The sequence below is a fragment of the Microbacterium oxydans genome, assembly GCF_026559675.1.
GTDB lineage: Bacteria > Actinomycetota > Actinomycetes > Actinomycetales > Microbacteriaceae > Microbacterium > Microbacterium oxydans_D.
In genome coordinates, this window is the sequence record NZ_CP092891.1 from 2051750 (window position 1) to 2069873 (window position 18124).

The window sequence follows — 18124 nt, forward strand, 5'->3', positions numbered from 1 at the left end:
CTGAGACGGGTCAGTCCACGACGACCCGGCGCACCCGTGCGGTGAGCCTCGTGAGGATCTCCTCACCCACGGTGTCGATCCTCTCGGCGAGGGCGGTGGCGGAGTCTTCTCCGTCGTCCCCCGCTCCGAAGAGCACGACCTCGTCACCGACGCGGGCGCCGGGCCAGCCGTCGACCACCGACGAGGTGTGACCCACCTCGCGTAGCGCCCTGGCTCCGTCGGGGGTCCCGACGCTCGCGCCACGCACCGTCGAGGGCAGACCGTCGAAGCTGCCGATCCCGATCCGAACCTCGCCGTCCGTCGTCTCGCCGTCCGTCGTCTCGATGACCGGGGCCACGAGCGTCGCCGCCGGGCGTATCCCCTCGAGCTCGGGACCATCTGCGGAGCGGACGCCGTAGCAGAACGCGCCGATGCGCGACACGGTCCCCCGCAGCTCCGGCCGCCACCAGGACGCCGCCGATGCGGTGAGGTGGAGGGCCGTCGGCGTCGGACCGGACTCCCCCGCGACGCGGACGGCGTCCAGGAAGACCTTCTGCGCGTCGTCGTCGTCGGCGTCGCTCGCCTCGGCGATATGGCTCCACACGCCGACGAGCTCCAGGAGACCGGCGCCCTCCGCACGTCGAGCCTCGGCGACGGCGGACTCCCAGTCTTCCGGCAGCACGCCGTTGCGGTGCAGCCCGGTGTCGATCTTCAGATGCACCCGGGCTCGCGACCCCAGGGCCTCCGCACGCGCGATGATCCGCCGCAGATACTCGACCGTGCCGACCCCGAGGTCGATGCTCTGCATCAGGGCCTCATCGATCTCGGCGTCCGTCGACGTCGCCCAGGCGAAGATCCTGGCGTCTCCGCCGACGATCCGGCGCACGGAGAGGCCGCTGCGGATGTCATAGCTGCCGAACGAGTCGACCCCTGCCTGTACGGCGTTCTCGACCGCCCACGCGAGCCCGTGTCCGTAGGCGTCGTCCTTGAGCACGAGCATGAGCGTCGACGGGGACACGCGCGCCTGCACGGCGGCGATGTTCGCGCGGAAGACGCTGCTGCTCAGACGGAGCTCGGGGCGCGTCATGCTTCCCACCCCCGGACGGCGTGCGCTCCGGCCACGGTGACCAGCTCCGCGGATTCCATCCCGGTGATGTCGGCCCAGCGCGCGATGCCCGCCGCTGCAGGGCCCTCCCCGCCGAAGTAGGTGACCTCGGTCCCCACCTCCGCGTCTCCGCCTTCGAGGTCGACGACGCAGACGTCCATCGCGACCCTCCCGACGATGGGGCGGGCGATTCCGTCGATCTCGACGTGGGCGTTGTTCCCGAGAGCCCGCACGATCCCCTGCGCGTAGCCGCCCGTCACCAGGGCGACCGTCGTGTCTTCCGTCGCGCGGAACGTGTAGCCGTAGGAGACGGCGTCTCCGGGGCGCAGGCGCTTGGTGGAGAGCACTCGTCCGGTCAGCCGCATGACCGGACGCGTCGCGAGCGCACCCGCGGTGTCCGGCAGGCCGTAGAGGAGTGACGAATCGATGTCGGGCTCACCCGTCGTGGTGCCGACGATGCCCTCGAGGTGGAGGGCTTCGACCTCGCCCGGCGCGTCGACGAGCACGCGCTCCGCTCCCGCCGTGGTCACGGCCTGAGCGACAGCGAGGAGACCGTGGCCCCAGGCATCGCGTCGGAGATCGGCCACGCGACCGCCCTCGAGAACCGCCGCAGAGGCCGCTGCAGCCAGGGCCGAGCGGGAGATCACCGCGCGCGGCAGGGAGCTGGAAGTCGTCTCGCACACGTGCTCCAGCCTAGCTTCCGGCTCCCAGGTCGACCTGCGATGCCCCCGTAGACTGGTGGTGACCCCGACCCTGGAGCCACATGTCTCGTCTTTCCCTCGCGCCCCGCATCCGCTATCTGCTGGGACGTGCCCGCCGCATCGATGTCGGATCGGTGGTGGAACGCGCCAAGGAGGCGTCGGAACAGCACCACAAGGCCGTTCCCGCCATCGTCGTCGACATGCTGTGGTCCGCCGCCCGGCACAACGTCGGCTTCCAGGACTACATCGACTACGACTTCGCCATGCTCACGAAGGCGGAGCGCGACACGTACATGACCCACCCGGTGTCGAACCAGCTCTCGCAGCGGTACGACCACCCCGACTATCGCTGGATCTTCCAGGACAAGGTCGAGTTCGACAAGCAGTTCGCCCCCTTCCTGAAGCGCGAGTGGATGGTCGTCGAGGAGGGCAACGCGGATGCCGTGCGCGAGCTCACCCAGCGCCTCGGCACGATCGTCACGAAGGAGCCGGTGGGGCAGGCCGGCACCGGTGTGCACCGCTACCACGCCGCCGACATCGAGGACTGGGAAGAGTTCCACCGCGGTCTGCTGACGCGCGGAGAGCTGCTCATCGAAGAGGTCATCCGTCAGCACGACGCCCTCGCGGCGGTGTGCCCCGGCACCGTGAACACGACCCGCATCACCGCGTTCTTCGACGGTGAGAAGGCGCACATCCTGGCGATGGCCCAGAAGTTCGGTCGCGGCGCCGTGAGCGACCAGATGACGTTCGGCGGCTTCTACACGATGCTCGACGAGAACGGCCACGCCGTGGGCGCCGGATACGACTCGCACGGCCACGTGCACGAGACGCACCCCGACTCCGGCTTCCGGATCGCGGACTTCCAGCTCCCCTACATGGACGAGGTCCGCGCGTTCATCGACGACGTCGCCCGGGTCGTGCCACAGGTGCAGTACGTCGGCTGGGACATCGTCGTCTCCCCCGACGGCCCGGTCCTCGTCGAGGGCAACTGGGGCGCCGGCGTGTACGAGAACAAGCCCAGCGTCACCGGCATCCGCACCGGTCACAAGCCGCGCTACCGCAAGGTCATCGGCTTCTGAGACAGCGAGAAGGCCCCGGATGCCGAGCATCCGGGGCCTTCTTCGTGGGTTCGCGCGGGTCAGCTCGCGCGGACGATGCCGAGCGGCGTGGACTCGAGGCCCTGGCCGAGCGGGTTGTCCCCGAGGATCTTGACCAGACGACGCTCGCCGTCCTTGTCGAGCGTCGATCCGAGGATGTTGCCGCCCAGGTCGTTGATGTCGACCACGGCGACCTCGGCCTGACCGCCGATGAGCTTCTTCAGACGTGCCGCGACGCCGTCGGGGTCCTTCGGTCCGAGCACGACCGCCTCGTTGTAGGGAGGGATGGTGTGCTTCGTAGGACCGTCGATCGCCCGCGCCTTGTCGCCCGCGATGCGGTAGAAGTCACCACGGCGACCGAACGCCTTGGTGACGGCGGCCACGGCCGAGGCGAACAGGATGCGCGGCGTGCCGCACTCCCGCAGCGCCATCTCCATCGTCTCGGGCATGCCGAGTCCGATGCCGTAGGGCGTGCGCGTGACGTACTTCGAGAGGAACAGCGCGAGCTTGCGCGGCTTGATCTCGTCGAGACGGTACGACCGCCCCTGCGTGATCGCCACGATCTTCTCGGTCACGAACAGCAGGTCGCCCGGCTGCACGGCATCCTTCGCGTACTCGGTGATGATCGCGTCGAGATCGTCGTCCGGCATGACCACACGGGTGCGCAGCGGGATGCGCGCATAGCTCTTTCCATCGACGCTCGCCTCGAGCGCCTTGCCGTCGTTCGCCTGCATCACTCGAGGTAGTCCCGCAGCGACTGCGAACGGCTCGGGTGCCGGAGCTTCGCCATGGTCTTGGACTCGATCTGGCGGATGCGCTCACGCGTCACACCGAACGTGTCGCCGATCTGGTCGAGCGTCTTCGGCTGACCGTCGCCCAGTCCGAAGCGCATGCGGATCACGCCCGCCTCGCGCTCGGACAGCGAGTCCAGCAGCTGCTCCAGCTGACGCTGCAGCATGGTGAAGCCCACGGCGTCGGCGGGGACCACGGCCTCGGTGTCCTCGATGAGGTCACCGAACTCGCTGTCTCCGTCTTCACCGAGCGGCGTGTGCAGGGAGATCGGCTCGCGGCCGTACTTCTGCACCTCGACGACCTTCTCCGGCGTCATGTCCAGCTCGCGGCTGAGCTCTTCCGGAGTGGGCTCGCGACCGAGGTCCTGCAGCATCTGCCGCTGCACGCGGGCGAGCTTGTTGATGACCTCGACCATGTGCACCGGGATGCGGATCGTGCGGGCCTGGTCGGCCATCGCGCGGGTGATCGCCTGACGGATCCACCAGGTGGCGTACGTCGAGAACTTGAAGCCCTTGGTGTAGTCGAACTTCTCCACCGCGCGGATGAGACCGAGGTTGCCCTCCTGGATCAGGTCCAGGAACTGCATGCCACGGCCCGTGTAGCGCTTGGCGAGCGAGACGACGAGACGGAGGTTCGCGCCGAGCAGGTGGCTCTTCGCACGCTGACCGTCACGGGCGACCCACTGCAGGTCGAGACCGAGCTGACTGGTCTTCTCGGCAGCGGTCATCGCCGACAGCTTCTCCTCGGCGAAGAGACCCGCCTCGATCCGCATGGCGAGCTCGACCTCTTCGGCCGCGTTCAGCAGCGCGACCTTTCCGATCTGCTTCAGGTAGTCCTTGACGGGGTCGGCCGTCGCGCCGGTGATCTGCGTCGAGTAGACCGGGACGTCTTCGTCGTCGTTCGACGAGATGACGATCGCGCCGGTCGGGAGGGGCTCGGTGAACTTCGGCTTCGCGTCCTCGTCCTCCTCGTCCTCGGCAGCAGCCACGACGGGAGCCTCGTCTTCTTCGACGACGTCCTCGGACTTCTTCTTCTTGACAGGGGCGCGCTTCGCGGCAGCACGCTTCGCCGCGCTCAGGGGCGCGGGCTTCTCGGGCGCATCGGCCTCGACCGGAGCGTCGGCGGTCGTCTCTTCGGCAGCCTTCTTCGTCCGGGTGTTCTTCGTCGTGGCAGGAGTCACGTTTCGCCTTTCACGGAGCTGCTGTGTAGCCCCGGGACATTTCGGACACTAGTAAGACCCTTGTCAAGTCCAGTGCTCGAAAACACTGATTGACAACGGGTCAGAGTCCTAGTATCGCACACGTGTGGCGATGCGGACGCATTCCGACGAAGTTCGCTCCGATCGGCGTCAGCCGCGACCCGGCTTGTCCTCATCACCCGAGGGCCGGGAGGCGAGGTAGCGCTCGAGTTCGGCCGCCAGCTCGTCGGCGCTGGGCAGGTCGCGCTCGCTGAATCCGCCCTCGTCGTAGGTCCCGTCGTCGGGGTTGCGCCCTGCCATGTAGGCGTCGTAGCGGCGCTCGAGGTTGTGCACCATCTGCTGGAGCTCGTCGTTGCCGGCGACCTGCTCGTCGACGCGGGAGAGGTAGTCCTCGCGGCGCTCCTGCACGGCGTCGAGCATCAGCACGAGGCCCGTGGACGCCATCAGTCGTTCAGCCGCGGCGATGACCGCGTCCGGGTTCTCGGTCTCGGCGAGGTAGTGGGGAACGAGCAGCACGAAGCCCACGGCGCGGTCGCCGCGCTCGACGAAGCGGAACTCGAGGAGGTGGCCCGCGGTCGCCGGCACCTGCGTGCGCGGCCGCCACACCGAATGCGCCACGGTGAGCTCCCGGCGGTTGCCGCTGACCGTGGTGCCGATCGGGCGCGTGTGGGGAACGGGCATGGCGATCGAGTGCACCCAGTGCAGACCCGACACCTCGAACTCGCTGGCGAGGGCGAGGACCGTGCTCGCGAAGACGTTCCAGGCGAAGTCCGGCTCGTAGCCGGCCAGCAGCAGGAAGGGGCGCCCCAGGGCGTCCGTCGCGAGCGAGAGCTCGAGACGCGGCGGCCGGAACTCGGTGAGGTGGTCCTGATCGAACGAGATCACCGGACGGCGCGCGCGGTAGTCGAGGAGCACGTCGTTGTCGAAGACGACGATCGGCTCCGGAGAAGCGGTCTCCCGGAGGTGGTCGATCAGTCCGGAGACCGCGCTCCCCGCATCCGTGAAACCGGTGAGCAGCAGCACCAGCGGAAGGCCGTGCGGCACCTCGGGCGCATTCGCGACGCGTTCGTGGATCTCACCGGAGAAGGGCATGTCTCCATGCTACGAGCAGGTCCGGACGAGGGGGCGCGGCGCATCATGCTGAGAGCGAACACGCGCAGGGAGGGCGCGCGACCATGCTGCGGCGAAGATCCTAGGATGGAAGCATGACGCTTCCCGTGCTCTCGCACACCACCGATCAGTTCCCCGGAAGCGCTGCAGATGCCGCAGTGCTCGTCGTCTCCACTCTCACCGAGTCGGCGGAATCGCTGGCCGCCTATCCCGGCCTCGCCGACGCGCTGGCCGGCATCGGGTTCACCGGCTCGGCAGGGTCCTTCACCCGCGTGTACGCACCGGAGGTGACGTCCCTGCCCTTCGCCGTGGTCGGTGCGGGCGACAAGCCGGATGCCGCCGCGATCCGCAACGCCGCCGGCGTGGCCCTCCGCACGCTCACCGGATTCGACACCGTGTCGCTCGCTCTCGCCGACGGCCTCGAGCCGTTCGCCGCCGCCGCTGCCGAGGGCGCCGTGCTCGGTGGTCATCGATTCGACGGCTACCGCACCGAGAAGGGGAAGACCCGGGCGACCGCGGTCACCCTCCACGCTGCTCTCGACGATGCGGACGCGACGCACGCGCAGGTGATCGGCGACGCCGTCGCCCTCATCAAGGACCTCGTGAACGTGCCCGCCGAGTGGCAGAGCCCCGCTCAGCTCGCGGAGAGCGCCGCGGAGAGCGTCGCGGACCTCGACGTCACGGTGGAGATCCTCGACGAGAAGGCTCTCGCCGAGCAGGGCTTCGGCGGCATCCTCGGCGTGGGTCAGGGGTCCGACCGTCCTCCGCGCCTGGTGCGTCTGGACTACGCCCCCGCCGGTGCCGCCCGTCACATCGCGCTGGTCGGGAAGGGCATCACCTTCGACACCGGCGGTCTCTCGCTGAAGCCCGCCGCGTCCATGGTCGGGATGAAGTTCGACATGGCCGGAGCCGCCACCTCCCTCGCCGCGCTCCGTGCGATCGCCGCGCTGGAGCTCCCGGTGCACGTGACGGCCTGGCTGTGCATCACGGACAACATGCCCTCCGGCCGCGCGCTGCGCCCCGGCGACGTGATCCGCATCCTCGACGGCACGACCGTCGAGGTGCAGAACACGGATGCCGAGGGCCGCCTGGTGCTCGCCGACGGACTGGTCGCCGCGAGCCGCGATCAGCCCGACGTGATCATCGACGTCGCCACGCTCACGGGTGCGATCGTCGCCGCCCTGGGGCACCGGCACACGGGCGTGTTCGGCGACGACGACACGGTCGCCGAGTTCCTCACCGCCACCGAGCAGGTCGCCGAGCCGGCCTGGCACATGCCCCTGCCGGCGTACATGGAGGAGTCGCTCGAGTCCCCCATCGCCGACCTGCAGAACGCGAACATGGGCGACCGGATGGGTGGCGCGTCGTTCGCCGGCCTCTTCCTGCGCCGCTTCGTCGGACGCACCTCCGAGGCCGAGGACGCCCCGCGCATCCCCTGGGTACACCTCGACATCGCCGGTTCCGGCGAGCACGGCGGATCGCCGTACGGCTTCACCGAGAAGGGCCCCACGGGGGCGATGGTCCGATCGATCGTCGCCTTCGCCGCAGCATCCCACAAGGAGGCATGACACATGACAACCCACACCTTCGACATCGTCGTCCTGGGCGGCGGCAGCGGCGGCTACGCCGCGGCGCTGCGTGCGAGTGAGCTCGGCAAGTCCGTCGCCCTGATCGAGAAGGACAAGGTCGGCGGCACCTGCCTGCACCGCGGCTGCATCCCGACCAAGGCGCTGCTGCACGCGGCGGAGGTCGCCGAGCACGTGCGCGACGCCGCATCCGTCGGCGTGACCGCGACGCTCGAGGGCATCGATCCCGCCGGCGTCCGCGCGTACCGCGAAGGGATCGTCGCGAAGAAGTTCAAGGGTCTCGAGGGGCTCGTCAAGGCCCGCGGCATCACCACCGTCGCCGGACTCGGCCGGCTCAACCCCGACCACAGCGTCAGCGTCGGCGACGACGTGTACGTGGGCGCGGACGTCATCCTCGCCACCGGTTCCTACAGCCGCTCACTGCCCGGCCTCGAGATCGGCGGGCGCATCCTCACGAGCGAGCAGGCCCTCGCCCTCGACGTCATCCCGGAGCGGGTGCTCATCCTCGGCGGCGGCGTGATCGGCGTCGAGTTCGCCAGCGTCTGGCGCTCCTTCGGCTCCGAGGTCACGATCATCGAGGCGCTGCCGCACCTCGTCCCGAACGAGGACATCGCCCTCAGCAAGGGCCTGGAGCGGGCGTTCCGTCGTCGCGGCATCCAGTACTCCCTCGGCACACGATTCCAGAACGCGGTCCAGGACGACACGTCCGTCACCGTCACCCTGGAAGACGGCAAGGAGTTCACGGCCGACTACCTCCTCGTGGCGGTCGGACGCGGCCCCGTCACGGCCGACCTCGGCTTCGAGGAGGCCGGCGTCGTCCTCGACCGCGGCTTCGTGACGGTCGACGAGGACCTGCGCACCGGCGTCCCCGGTGTGTGGGCCGTCGGCGACATCGTGCCCGGCCTCCAGCTCGCGCACCGCGGCTTCCAGCAGGGCATCGCCGTCGCGGAGCGGATCGCGGGACTCTCCCCCGCCAACATCCCCGACGTGCAGATCCCGAAGGTGACCTACTCCAGCCCCGAGGTCGCCTCGGTCGGCGTGACCGAGGAAGCCGCCGTCGCCGAGCACGGCGCGGACGCGGTCGTGGCGTACGAGTACAACCTCGCCGGGAACGGCAAGAGCGAGATCATCGGGACGAGCGGACTCGTCAAGGTGGTCCGCCTCAAGGACGGCCCCGTCGTCGGTGTCCACCTCCTCGGCGATCGCGTCGGAGAGCTCATCACCGAGGGCCAGCTCGCCGTCGCCTGGGAAGCGCACCCCGAGGACATCGCCCCCCTGATCCATGCCCACCCGACCCAGAGCGAGGCCCTCGGCGAGGCCTTCCTCGCCCTGGCCGGCAAGCCCCTGCACGCCCTCTGAGCACCAACCGGTGCCCGAGTCACTAAGCTAGACAAGCGTCATACAACCTTGAAGGAGACTCAGTCATGAGCACATCCGTCGTCCTCCCCGCTCTCGGCGAGAGCGTCACAGAGGGTACGGTCACCCGCTGGCTCAAGCAGGTGGGAGACACCGTGCAGGCGGATGAGGGCCTGCTCGAGATCTCGACCGACAAGGTCGACACCGAGATCCCCTCCCCCGTCAGCGGCGTCATCGAGGAGATCCTCGTGGCCGAAGACGAGACCGTCGAGGTCGGCGCGCTTCTCGCCCGCATCGGCGACGGCAGCAGCGCGGCACCCGCCGAGGATGCCCCTGCCGCCGCGGCGCCTGCCGCCGAGGCCGCACCGGCTCCCGAGGCTGCACCGGCTCCCGAGGCTGCACCGGCTCCCGAGGCTGCACCGGCCGAGCCCGCACCCGCCGCAGAGGCTCCGGCTCCCGCCGCCGATTCCGCGCCCGCCGGCGATGCGACCGACATCGTTCTCCCCGAGCTGGGTGAGAGCGTCACCGAGGGCACCGTGACCCGCTGGCTGAAGCAGGTCGGCGACAGCATCGAGGTCGACGAGGCCCTCCTCGAGATCTCCACCGACAAGGTCGACACCGAGATCCCGTCGCCGGTCGCCGGCGTTCTCCAGGAGATCGTCGCCGGTGAGGACGAGACCGTCGAGGTCGGCGCCGTCCTGGCCCGCGTCGGCTCCGGTGCTGCACCGGCTGCCGCCGCTCCGGCTCCCGCCGCTGAGGCACCCGCCGCACCGGCACCTGCTGCTGAGGCTCCGGCTGCACCGGCACCCGCCGCTGCTCCGGCCGCACCGGCTCCTGCTGCGGCTCCGGCACCCGCCGCCCCGGCTCCGGCTGCTCCGGCACCTGCTGCTGCTCCGGCACCTGCTGCCGCCGCTGCTCCGGCCGAGTCGAAGCTGGCACTCCCGACCGAGAACGACAACCTGTACGTGACGCCGCTCGTGCGTCGCCTGGCTTCCCAGCAGGGCGTGGATCTGGCCTCCGTCACCGGAACCGGTGTGGGCGGTCGCATCCGCAAGGAAGACGTCCTCAAGGCTGCGGAGACCGCGTCGGCAGCACCGGCTGCGGCGGCGGCTCCCGCTCCTGCCCCGCTCGAGGTCTCCCCGCTGCGCGGCACCACTCAGCCGATGTCGCGTCTGCGCAAGGTCCTCGCCAAGCGTGCGGTGGAGTCGATGCAGCAGACGGCCCAGCTGACCACGGTCGTCGAGGTCGATGTCACGGCCCTCGCCGAGTACCGCGACAGCGTGAAGGCGTCGTTCCTGGAGAAGACGGGCGACAAGCTCTCCTTCCTGCCGTTCTTCGCCCTCGCGACCGCGGAGGCCCTCCAGTCGTTCCCGATCGTGAACGCGACGGTCGACGGCGAGAACATCGTCTACCCCGCCAGCGAGAACGTCTCGATCGCGGTCGACACCGAGCGCGGTCTGCTCACCCCCGTGCTGCGTGACGCCGCGTCGAAGAACATCGCGCAGATCGCACACGAGATCGCCGACCTGGCCGCCCGGACCCGCGACAACAAGCTGAAGCCCGACGAGCTCGCCGGTGGCACGTTCACGCTGACCAACACCGGTTCGCGTGGCGCACTGTTCGACACTCCCGTCGTCTTCCTGCCGCAGTCCGCGATCCTCGGCACGGGCACGGTCGTCAAGCGTCCGGGCCTGGTCAAGGTCGGCGGCGCAGACGCGATCGCCATCCGGTCCTACGTGTACCTCGCGCTCTCGTACGACCACCGGATCATCGACGGTGCCGACGCGGCTCGCTTCCTGGGTGCCGTGAAGGCTCGCCTCGAATCGGCCCAGTTCGCCTCGCAGCTCGGCGCCTGACCCGAGAGATCATCCTGGCTGGTCCGCGACGTCATAGACGTCGCGGACCAGCCATTTCTCTTGCACCCGGATGAGGACGAGCATCAGGCGCTCCTGAGGCGTGGGGTCGCCCTCGTCCGAGGCACCGCCGCCGGTGAGTCGGACCACGGCGACGTCCCCGTACTCATCGACCAGCTCGAAGGCGGCCCTGCGCCGGTCCACGGATTCGAGCGCGTCCAGGACGCCCTCTGAGCCCGGCGCGACACCGCCCGCACACGAGAGATCGCCCACGGCACGGCACTCCGCGATCGTTCCCAGAAGGGCGGACGCAGCCGCCTGCGGATCATCGTCGGCCGGCTCGCCCTGGCGCGTCTGCTCCGGGGATTCCGTGACGGCGTCATCCTCGCCGGCACGCTCCTCCGTGTCCGGCTTCTTCGACGGCGCCACGTCGCCCTCGCCAGCAGGCGGTGAGCTCGTCGGCTCTCGACGCGGGGTGTCCGCGGCCTCGCCCGACGTCCCGCCGTCCGGCCAGAGCAGTCCGGCGGCGAGCACGATCCCGGCGGCCGCCGCCGCGACGATCAAGGACGTGCGACGCCGATGCCCCCGAACGGGCGCGGGCTCTGATCCAGATATCGCTCGACGGCCCGTGATCGCACCACGAAACGCGACCGCGCGAGCGAGACCCGCCCCGACGGCAGCACCCACCGCTCCGCCGAATGCCCGAACGCGATCGACGACGCCCCGGCCCGGCCGAGAAGGCACGCGATCCGCCCGCAGTCGCTGCCGGCCCTGCGGAGTCTCGGTCTCGCGCACACCCGCGGCCCGTGCGACCTCCCGCGCGCGCTCCGGCACGGACATCCCCCGGTCGAGCGGCTGGGGCGAGGCGACCTCCAGCAGCTCGCGCTCCCACGCCTCGAGGAGCTTGCGCGGAAGACGCGGCTGCGCGTTGGCCTTCTCCATGCCACGCTGCACCGCACCGAGCGCACGGGTCAGTACCTTGTCCCGACTGTCCCCTGCCAGGCGGGCGATGATCTCCCCGGCGCCCGCCCGGATGTCCGACCCCTCCCCGAACACGAAGACCGGTCTTCCACCGTCCGTCAGCCACCAGACACCGCTGCGCGTCTCCTCGAAGCCCGCCCCGACCTCGTCGAGACCGCGCAGCAGACTGATGACGAGGGTGCAGCACTCCCCCGGCGTGAGCGCGGCTCCGCCAGCAGCGCGGCGCACCAGGAACCCCAGCACCCGGTCCGTGCACCACGGGAGCAGCACGTCCTGCCCTCCGCCGCGCCTGCTGACGTCGAAGGGCGCGGCGACGTGCTCCGCACCGGCGTACCGCCACCCCACCCACCCGCCGAGCGCCGCCGCATCCACCCGCACCGCCACGGCGTCGCCCGCCGTGACGAGTGTGCCGGCGAACGGCCCCTCCGTGCGATCGAGGGCACGCACCACCCGATGCGCCCGCGAGAGGAGCGCCGTCTCCCGACCGTCATCGCTGTCGACATCTGCCATGCGCCCATCACAGCGCACCGGACCGGACCCGCCGTCGCGTTCCGAGCCGACGCGAACAGATTCCGCCCGCGTCGTGAATGTGCAGGAGGAGTGCACACCCTCACTCCGCTCCGCGCGAACGACGGCATCAGGAACGCCGCGGACTCGGTAGGCTGGTCCCCATGGCAAAGCGTGCTCCTGAACCCGAAAAGCGTCCTGGGTTCTTCTCCCAGATCAAGTCCCTCTTCCGGTTCACACGTGAGGCCTACTCGTGGCTGCCCTGGGCGCAGGCCGCGATCCTCATCGGCGGTGTCCTGCTCGGCCTCGTCGCCGGCTACCTCATCCCCCCGTTCCAGATCTGGACCCTCGTCCTCTGGGGCATCACGGGTCTGATGCTGGGTATCCTCGGCGCCCTCTTCCTCATGACGCGACTGTCGACGTCTGCCATGTACACGAAGATCGACGGCATGCCCGGTGCCACGGGCCATGTCCTGAGCACGAGCCTCGGTCGCAGCTGGCAGGCGTCGGAGACGCCCGTCGGCATCAACCCGAAGACGCAGGAGGCCGTGTACCGCACGATCGGCCGCGGTGGCATCGTGGTCATCGGCGAAGGAGCACGCGGCCGTCTCACGCGTCTCGTCAACGAGGAGCGCAGCAAGGCGCAGCGCGTCGCGCACGGCGTCCCCATCACCGTCCTCTACGTCGGACACGGTGACGACGAGGTCGCGATCGCCGACCTCGCCAAGACCATCAAGAAGCTGCCGAAGGCGATCGACAAGGCCACCATGGCCGCCGTCATCCGCCGCGTGGACTCGGTGTCGCAGTCGCTGTCCTCGCTGCCGATCCCGAAGGGCATCGACCCCACGAAGGTGCGCTCGCAGCGTCCTCGTTGAGTCCCGACTCCGCAGCAGCAGAGAGCGCGGCCGTCATCGTCTGAGGAGCGGCCGCGCTCTCTTTCGTCACGCCGTGCGCGTCATTCCGAGAGGGGCTGCCGAGGAAGACGGCGGACCTTCGCGCGGCGACGCCGGCGCTCGGGAACCATCGAACGCATCTCGTCGAGCTTGCCGAAGCAGAACAGCCGGTCGTCGGCCTCGAGGACCACGTGCTTGCGCGGGTTCGGGATCACGCTGACGCCGCGGTGGAGCGTGAGGACCGTGATGTCCCGCTCCCACAGCCCCGCCTCTCCCAGCGTCTTGCCGACCAGATCGACCGCGCCGTGCACCATGAGCTCGGCGACGCCGTAGCCCGTCGAGACCGTCAGGCGCTGACGCACATCGATCTCGGGGAATGCGACCTGTCCCGCGATGTAGTCGATGATGGCGCCCGCGACGTCGAGCTTCGTCGCCGTCTCGATGCCCTGCAGCCCCGGCGAGGAGTTGACCTCCATGACCAGCGGCCCGTCATCGCCCTCCAGCATGTCGACGCCGGCGACGCGCAGGCCCATGATCTGAGCCGAGCGCACGGCGGCGCGCTCGTAGACAGGGTCGAGCTCGATGGCCTCGACCGACCCGCCACGGTGCACGTTGGAGCGGAACTCGTCACCGGCCGCCGAGCGCCGCATGGCGGCCACGACCCGGTCTCCGACGACGAGCGCGCGGATGTCACGCCCGCGGCTCTCGGAGATGAACTTCTGGATGAGCACGTTCTGCTTGGTGGAGTGCAGGGTCTCGATGATGGCCTCGGCCACCTTCACCTGCGGAGCGAGGATGACGCCGATGCCCTGCGTGCCCTCCAGCAGCTTGATCACGACGGGAGCACCGCCGACGCGCTCGATGGCCGGACGCACGTCGGCGCGGTTGCGCACGAACGCCGTCGGGGGCATCGCGATGTTGTGCCGGGACAGGATCTGGTTCGCCCGGAGCTTGTCGCGAGCGCTGGAGATGCCGTTGGCCGTGTTCGGCGTGTAGACGTCCATCTGCTCGAACTGCCGCACGACGGCGGTGCCGAAGTACGTGATCGAGTTGCCGATGCGGGGCAGGATCGCGTCGTAGTCGCTGAGCTGGCGACCCCGGTAGTGCAGGTCCGGTTCATCGGCGGTCAGATCGATCGCGAAGCGCAGGGTGTTGAGCACCTTGACGTTGTGGCCGCGCTGCAGCGCGGCGGCGCGCAGACGCTGAGTGGAGTACGCCTGCGGCGCGCGGGAGAGCACTGCGATCTTCACGGGGGAATTCCTGCCAGGATGTATCAGGTGAGTAGGACTACCCCCCATTCAAACACCCTTACGGGGTGGCGAGAATGGGTGAGCCTGCCCGATCTCGGAGTCGACTGGCTCAAGGCCAAGATCGACACGGGTGCGCGCACGTCTTCCCTGCATGCCTTCGACATCGTCGAGTTCGAGCAGGACGGCCAGCCCTGGGTGCGCTTCAAGGTCAAGCCCTGGCAGGACAGCCAGGAGGACGCCGTCGTCGTCGACTCCCCGGTCCATGACCGCCGTGCGGTCCGCAGCTCGTCCGGGCACGCGCAGGAGCGGCTCGTGGTCGAGCTGCTGATCCGGCTGGTGGACCGCGAGGTGCTCGCCGAGGTCACGCTGAGCAATCGCGACGAGATGGGCTTCCGGATGCTCATCGGACGAGAGGCGCTCCGTCAGGGCTTCTCCGTGGACCCGGCACGATCGTTCCTGGGCGGCCGCGCACCCCGCGAGGCGCGCCGCCGCAACCGCGGCAGGGTCTGACCGCCGGTTTCTCAGGCGCGGATGAGCACCGTGCCGACGGCCTTGTCGTGCAGACCGCGCTGGTCCGTGTCCCAGATCACCGCGGGGACGACGACCACGAGCAGCAGGGTGCGCACGATCGGACGCCACAGCCCGATCCAACTCCCGTCCATGCGGACGAGGCGCATCCCGAGGATGCGGTGCCCCGGGCTGCCGCCGGCGGTCGGGATGAAGAGGATCTGCAGGACCGCGAACACCAGCATCGGCGTGAACTGCGTGAAGCCGGCCTCGGTGGGCAGCGCGAACTGGTCGAATCCGAGGAAGCCGGTGGCGATGATGGTCGCCGCGGCGTAGTCGATCACGAGAGCGCCGATGCGCCGACCGGGGCGGGCGATGCTCCCGGTACCCGATTCCGGGAGTCCGAGTCGCTCACCGGGGTACGTGTTCACAGCATCCGTCACCCCTCCAGCCTACCGAGCGCGGAAAGTCCCGCCGTCGCCGCAGCGCCTGTAACACGCCCGAAACAAAGCGGATACCGTAGAGAAATCCCCCGTCCGTACTCTGCAGAGTGGCCGTGAAGCCATCGATCCGCATTACAGGAGTCGTACATGTTCAAAGATTCGTCCGAGGTACTGACCTACATCAAGGAGAACGACGTCAAGTTCCTTGACATCCGCTTCACCGATCTCCCGGGTGTGCAGCAGCACTTCAACATTCCTGCATCGACGGTCGACGAGGCTTTCTTCACCGACGGGCAGCTGTTCGACGGCTCCTCGATCCGCGGCTTCGCGAGCATCCACGAGTCGGACATGCAGCTCATCCCCGACGTCACCACCGCGTACGTCGACCCCTTCCGCGAGGCGAGCACCCTCGTGATGCTGTTCGACATCTACAACCCCCGCACGGGCGAGATCTACTCGAAGGACCCGCGTCAGGTCGCCAAGAAGGCGGAGAAGTACCTGACCTCGACCGGCATCGCCGACACCGCGTTCTTCGCGCCCGAGGCCGAGTTCTACATCTTCGACGACGTGCGCTACTCGGTCACCGCCGGCGAGAGCTTCTACAAGGTCGACTCCGAGGAGGCCGCGTGGAACACCGGTCGCGAGGAGGAGGGCGGAAACCTCGCCAACAAGACCCCGTACAAGGGCGGCTACTTCCCCGTCAGCCCGGTCGACAAGACGGCCGACCTGCGCGACGACATCACCCTCAAGCTGATCGAGGCCGGATTCATCCTCGAGCGCTCGCACCACGAGGTCGGCACCGCCGGTCAGCAGGAGATCAACTACCGCTTCGACACCATGGTCCACGCGGCGGACGACATCCTGAAGTTCAAGTACATCGTCAAGAACACCGCCAACGAGTGGGGCAAGGTCGCGACCTTCATGCCCAAGCCCCTGTACGGCGACAACGGCTCGGGCATGCACACGCACCAGTCGCTGTGGAGCGACGGCAAGCCGCTGTTCTACGACGAGGCCGGCTACGGCCAGCTCAGCGACATCGCGCGCTGGTACATCGGCGGCATCCTGGCGCACGCGCCGGCACTGCTCGCCTTCACGAACCCGACCCTGAACAGCTACCACCGTCTGGTCAAGGGCTTCGAGGCACCGGTCAACCTGGTCTACTCGGCCGGCAACCGCTCCGCCGCGATCCGCATCCCGATCACGGGCTCCAACCCGAAGGCCAAGCGCATCGAGTTCCGCGCGCCCGACGCCTCCGGCAACCCGTACCTCGCGTTCGCCGCGCAGCTGATGGCCGGCCTCGACGGCATCAAGAACCGCATCGAGCCGCACGAGCCCGTCGACAAGGACCTCTACGAGCTCCCGCCCGAGGAGGCCAAGGACATCCCGCAGGTCCCGAACTCCCTGCTGGACTCGCTCGACGCCCTGGCGGCCGACCACCAGTTCCTCCTCGAGGGCGGCGTGTTCACCAAGGAGCTCATCGAGACCTGGATCTCGTACAAGTACGAGAACGAGATCCTCCCGATGGCCCAGCGCCCGCACCCGTTCGAGTACGAGCTGTACTTCGGGGTGTAATCGGATCCCGCTGGATACCGAACGTCGGATCGAGCCCGCCTCAGCACATGCTGGGGCGGGCTCTTCCGTGCGTGGAGGCGTCGCCGCTGCGTTCCGCAGCTCTATCCGGAAGATCCGCGCATTCGAGGAACGATACGGCCGCCACGCCGGAGTTCAGCCCTGACCTCACCCTCCCGAGCAGTCAGCCTCCCGGGCAGTCGCAGTCACCGCCGCTGTGGCACTGGCAGATCGGTGGCGGGTAGTCCGCCGCCGTGACCGACTCCCGTACCGGCAGGTCCCGGAACGGAACGATCTCCTCGTCGCTGCGGATGTCGGGGACGTCCGTGCACGCGGCCTCCTCCACGCGGATCTCATCGACCGCCCGGGGAAACACGAAGTCGACGCACGTCAGAGCGAGCGCCTGCTCGGCCCACAGCCCTCCGCCTGTCGTCGCGCCCCCGCGCACGACGAGGGTCAGCGTCGCTCCGTCCGCCGCCGACTCCAGGTCCACCAGGGTGTATGGGCGGGCACCCTCGACCGCGCCGGCTCGCGCATCGCCGAGGAAGTCGAGACCCGCGACAGCGGCTTCCGGATCACGGGCGATCTGGTCGCGGTACTCCCACAGGGTGTCCTGGACCTCCTCGACGCCGCCGGCCAGGTTGTCCCTCACCAAGGAGTCGATGCTCGGGGCGCACCCGGCGAGGGCGGAAGCGGTGAGGACGAGCGCGACGCCTGCGGCGACTCGGACGGCAGTATGGGCCATGCGTATGACCGTAGCGGAGTGCTGCGCCGTCAGCGCCTCCAGGTGCGGAGCCGCCGGGCGGCCGCGCCGTTTTCCCCCAGCTGGTAGATGCTGACGGCGTCTGCGGAGAACGTGAGCGGTTCGAACTGCTCCGCCTCGAAGGAGTCGAGATCGTCGAGCCCGACGGTCACATGAGCGACATAGTTCTCGCCGCTGTGCTGCGGCACGTACTCCTCGATGAACCGGATCGTCTCGTCGTTGATGTCGGGCTCGGCCTCGGTGCGGACGAAGGCGTCGACGGTGCCGCCGCTTTCCGTGAAGGGCTGGAGCGCGTCATCTCCTGACCAGCCTGCGGTCCCGCTTGAATGAAGGCTCGACGTTGCTGACGCGGCAGCTGATCGATGATCGGAACTCCTGGTAGCGGCTCGTGATCCCCGGACGCGACAACACGCGTCACCTCGCCCACAAGCTGC

General features: G+C 69.2%; 17 protein-coding genes. 7 read left to right on the top strand and 10 right to left on the bottom strand.

Annotated elements, in window-relative coordinates; all coding sequences use genetic code 11:
• Positions 1 to 10: 10 nt before the first annotated feature.
• Positions 11 to 1066 (bottom strand): alanine racemase, encoded by a 1056-nt coding sequence (locus MME74_RS09805; protein WP_267414762.1) that lies wholly within the window; start codon positions 1064 to 1066, stop codon positions 11 to 13.
• Positions 1063 to 1767, bottom strand: a complete 705-nt coding sequence (locus MME74_RS09810) for an alanine racemase (protein ID WP_267414764.1) — start codon at positions 1765 to 1767, stop codon at positions 1063 to 1065. Before MME74_RS09810 ends, MME74_RS09805 begins: the two co-directional genes overlap by 4 nt.
• An 80-nt stretch (positions 1768 to 1847) precedes the next feature.
• Between MME74_RS09810 and MME74_RS09815 the strand changes: the two genes are divergently transcribed.
• Positions 1848 to 2864: a sugar-transfer associated ATP-grasp domain-containing protein gene (locus tag MME74_RS09815; RefSeq protein WP_267414766.1), complete on the top strand. Its 1017-nt coding sequence runs from the start codon at positions 1848 to 1850 to the stop codon at positions 2862 to 2864.
• 59 nt (positions 2865 to 2923) lie between these two features.
• Here the strand turns inward: MME74_RS09815 and MME74_RS09820 are convergent, their stop codons facing one another.
• The 3 genes from MME74_RS09820 to MME74_RS09830 form a co-directional block, all read right to left on the bottom strand.
• Positions 2924 to 3616, bottom strand: coding sequence for a coenzyme F420-0:L-glutamate ligase (locus MME74_RS09820; RefSeq protein ID WP_267414768.1), 693 nt, complete (start codon positions 3614 to 3616; stop codon positions 2924 to 2926).
• A complete protein-coding gene (locus tag MME74_RS09825) occupies positions 3616 to 4854 on the bottom strand; it encodes an RNA polymerase sigma factor (protein ID WP_267414770.1) in 1239 nt (412 codons plus the stop codon). Before MME74_RS09825 ends, MME74_RS09820 begins: the two co-directional genes overlap by 1 nt.
• A gap of 168 nt (positions 4855 to 5022) precedes the next feature.
• Complete coding sequence (locus MME74_RS09830; RefSeq protein WP_267414773.1) at positions 5023 to 5964, bottom strand: proteasome assembly chaperone family protein; 942 nt, start codon at positions 5962 to 5964, stop codon at positions 5023 to 5025.
• 113 nt (positions 5965 to 6077) lie between these two features.
• Here MME74_RS09830 and MME74_RS09835 point away from each other — a divergent pair, with 113 nt between their 5' ends.
• The 3 genes from MME74_RS09835 to sucB all read left to right on the top strand — a co-directional run bounded on the left by MME74_RS09835 (position 6078) and on the right by sucB (position 10780).
• Positions 6078 to 7550 (top strand): leucyl aminopeptidase, encoded by a 1473-nt coding sequence (locus tag MME74_RS09835; RefSeq protein ID WP_267414775.1) that lies wholly within the window; start codon positions 6078 to 6080, stop codon positions 7548 to 7550.
• Between the two features lie 3 nt (positions 7551 to 7553).
• Positions 7554 to 8927 carry a dihydrolipoyl dehydrogenase gene (lpdA, locus tag MME74_RS09840; protein ID WP_267414777.1) on the top strand — a complete coding sequence of 458 codons (1374 nt, stop codon included), beginning with the start codon at positions 7554 to 7556 and terminating at the stop codon, positions 8925 to 8927.
• A gap of 65 nt (positions 8928 to 8992) precedes the next feature.
• A complete protein-coding gene (gene sucB, locus MME74_RS09845; protein WP_267414779.1) occupies positions 8993 to 10780 on the top strand; it encodes a 2-oxoglutarate dehydrogenase, E2 component, dihydrolipoamide succinyltransferase in 1788 nt (595 codons plus the stop codon).
• A gap of 9 nt (positions 10781 to 10789) precedes the next feature.
• Here sucB and MME74_RS09850 read toward each other — a convergent pair whose 3' ends face one another.
• Positions 10790 to 12268 (bottom strand): hypothetical protein, encoded by a 1479-nt coding sequence (locus MME74_RS09850; protein ID WP_267414781.1) that lies wholly within the window; start codon positions 12266 to 12268, stop codon positions 10790 to 10792.
• A gap of 161 nt (positions 12269 to 12429) precedes the next feature.
• Between MME74_RS09850 and MME74_RS09855 the strand changes: the two genes are divergently transcribed.
• Positions 12430 to 13140, top strand: a complete 711-nt coding sequence (locus MME74_RS09855) for a DUF4191 domain-containing protein (protein ID WP_267414783.1) — start codon at positions 12430 to 12432, stop codon at positions 13138 to 13140.
• Between the two features lie 80 nt (positions 13141 to 13220).
• Here the strand turns inward: MME74_RS09855 and MME74_RS09860 are convergent, their stop codons facing one another.
• Entirely contained in the window at positions 13221 to 14408 is a 1188-nt protein-coding gene (locus MME74_RS09860; RefSeq protein ID WP_029265073.1) for a RimK family alpha-L-glutamate ligase, read from the bottom strand.
• Between the two features lie 18 nt (positions 14409 to 14426).
• Between MME74_RS09860 and MME74_RS09865 the strand changes: the two genes are divergently transcribed.
• Positions 14427 to 14918 carry an ATP-dependent zinc protease gene (locus tag MME74_RS09865; protein ID WP_267414790.1) on the top strand — a complete coding sequence of 164 codons (492 nt, stop codon included), beginning with the start codon at positions 14427 to 14429 and terminating at the stop codon, positions 14916 to 14918.
• 11 nt (positions 14919 to 14929) lie between these two features.
• On the opposite strand, the gene MME74_RS09870 is transcribed toward MME74_RS09865, so the two are convergent.
• The gene (locus tag MME74_RS09870) at positions 14930 to 15358 is read right to left on the bottom strand and encodes an RDD family protein (RefSeq protein ID WP_267414793.1); all 429 of its coding nucleotides are present in this window, start codon (positions 15356 to 15358) and stop codon (positions 14930 to 14932) included.
• Positions 15359 to 15505: 147 nt separating this feature from the next.
• On the opposite strand from MME74_RS09870, the gene glnA reads away from it, so the two are divergent.
• The gene (gene glnA, locus MME74_RS09875) at positions 15506 to 16930 is read left to right on the top strand and encodes a type I glutamate--ammonia ligase (RefSeq protein ID WP_267414795.1); all 1425 of its coding nucleotides are present in this window, start codon (positions 15506 to 15508) and stop codon (positions 16928 to 16930) included.
• 181 nt (positions 16931 to 17111) lie between these two features.
• On the opposite strand, the gene MME74_RS09880 is transcribed toward glnA, so the two are convergent.
• Both MME74_RS09880 and MME74_RS09885 read right to left on the bottom strand, forming a co-directional pair.
• Positions 17112 to 17672 carry a hypothetical protein gene (locus MME74_RS09880; protein ID WP_267414797.1) on the bottom strand — a complete coding sequence of 187 codons (561 nt, stop codon included), beginning with the start codon at positions 17670 to 17672 and terminating at the stop codon, positions 17112 to 17114.
• Positions 17673 to 17701: 29 nt separating this feature from the next.
• A complete protein-coding gene (locus tag MME74_RS09885; RefSeq protein WP_267414799.1) occupies positions 17702 to 17878 on the bottom strand; it encodes a hypothetical protein in 177 nt (58 codons plus the stop codon).
• Positions 17879 to 18124 lie beyond the last annotated feature (246 nt).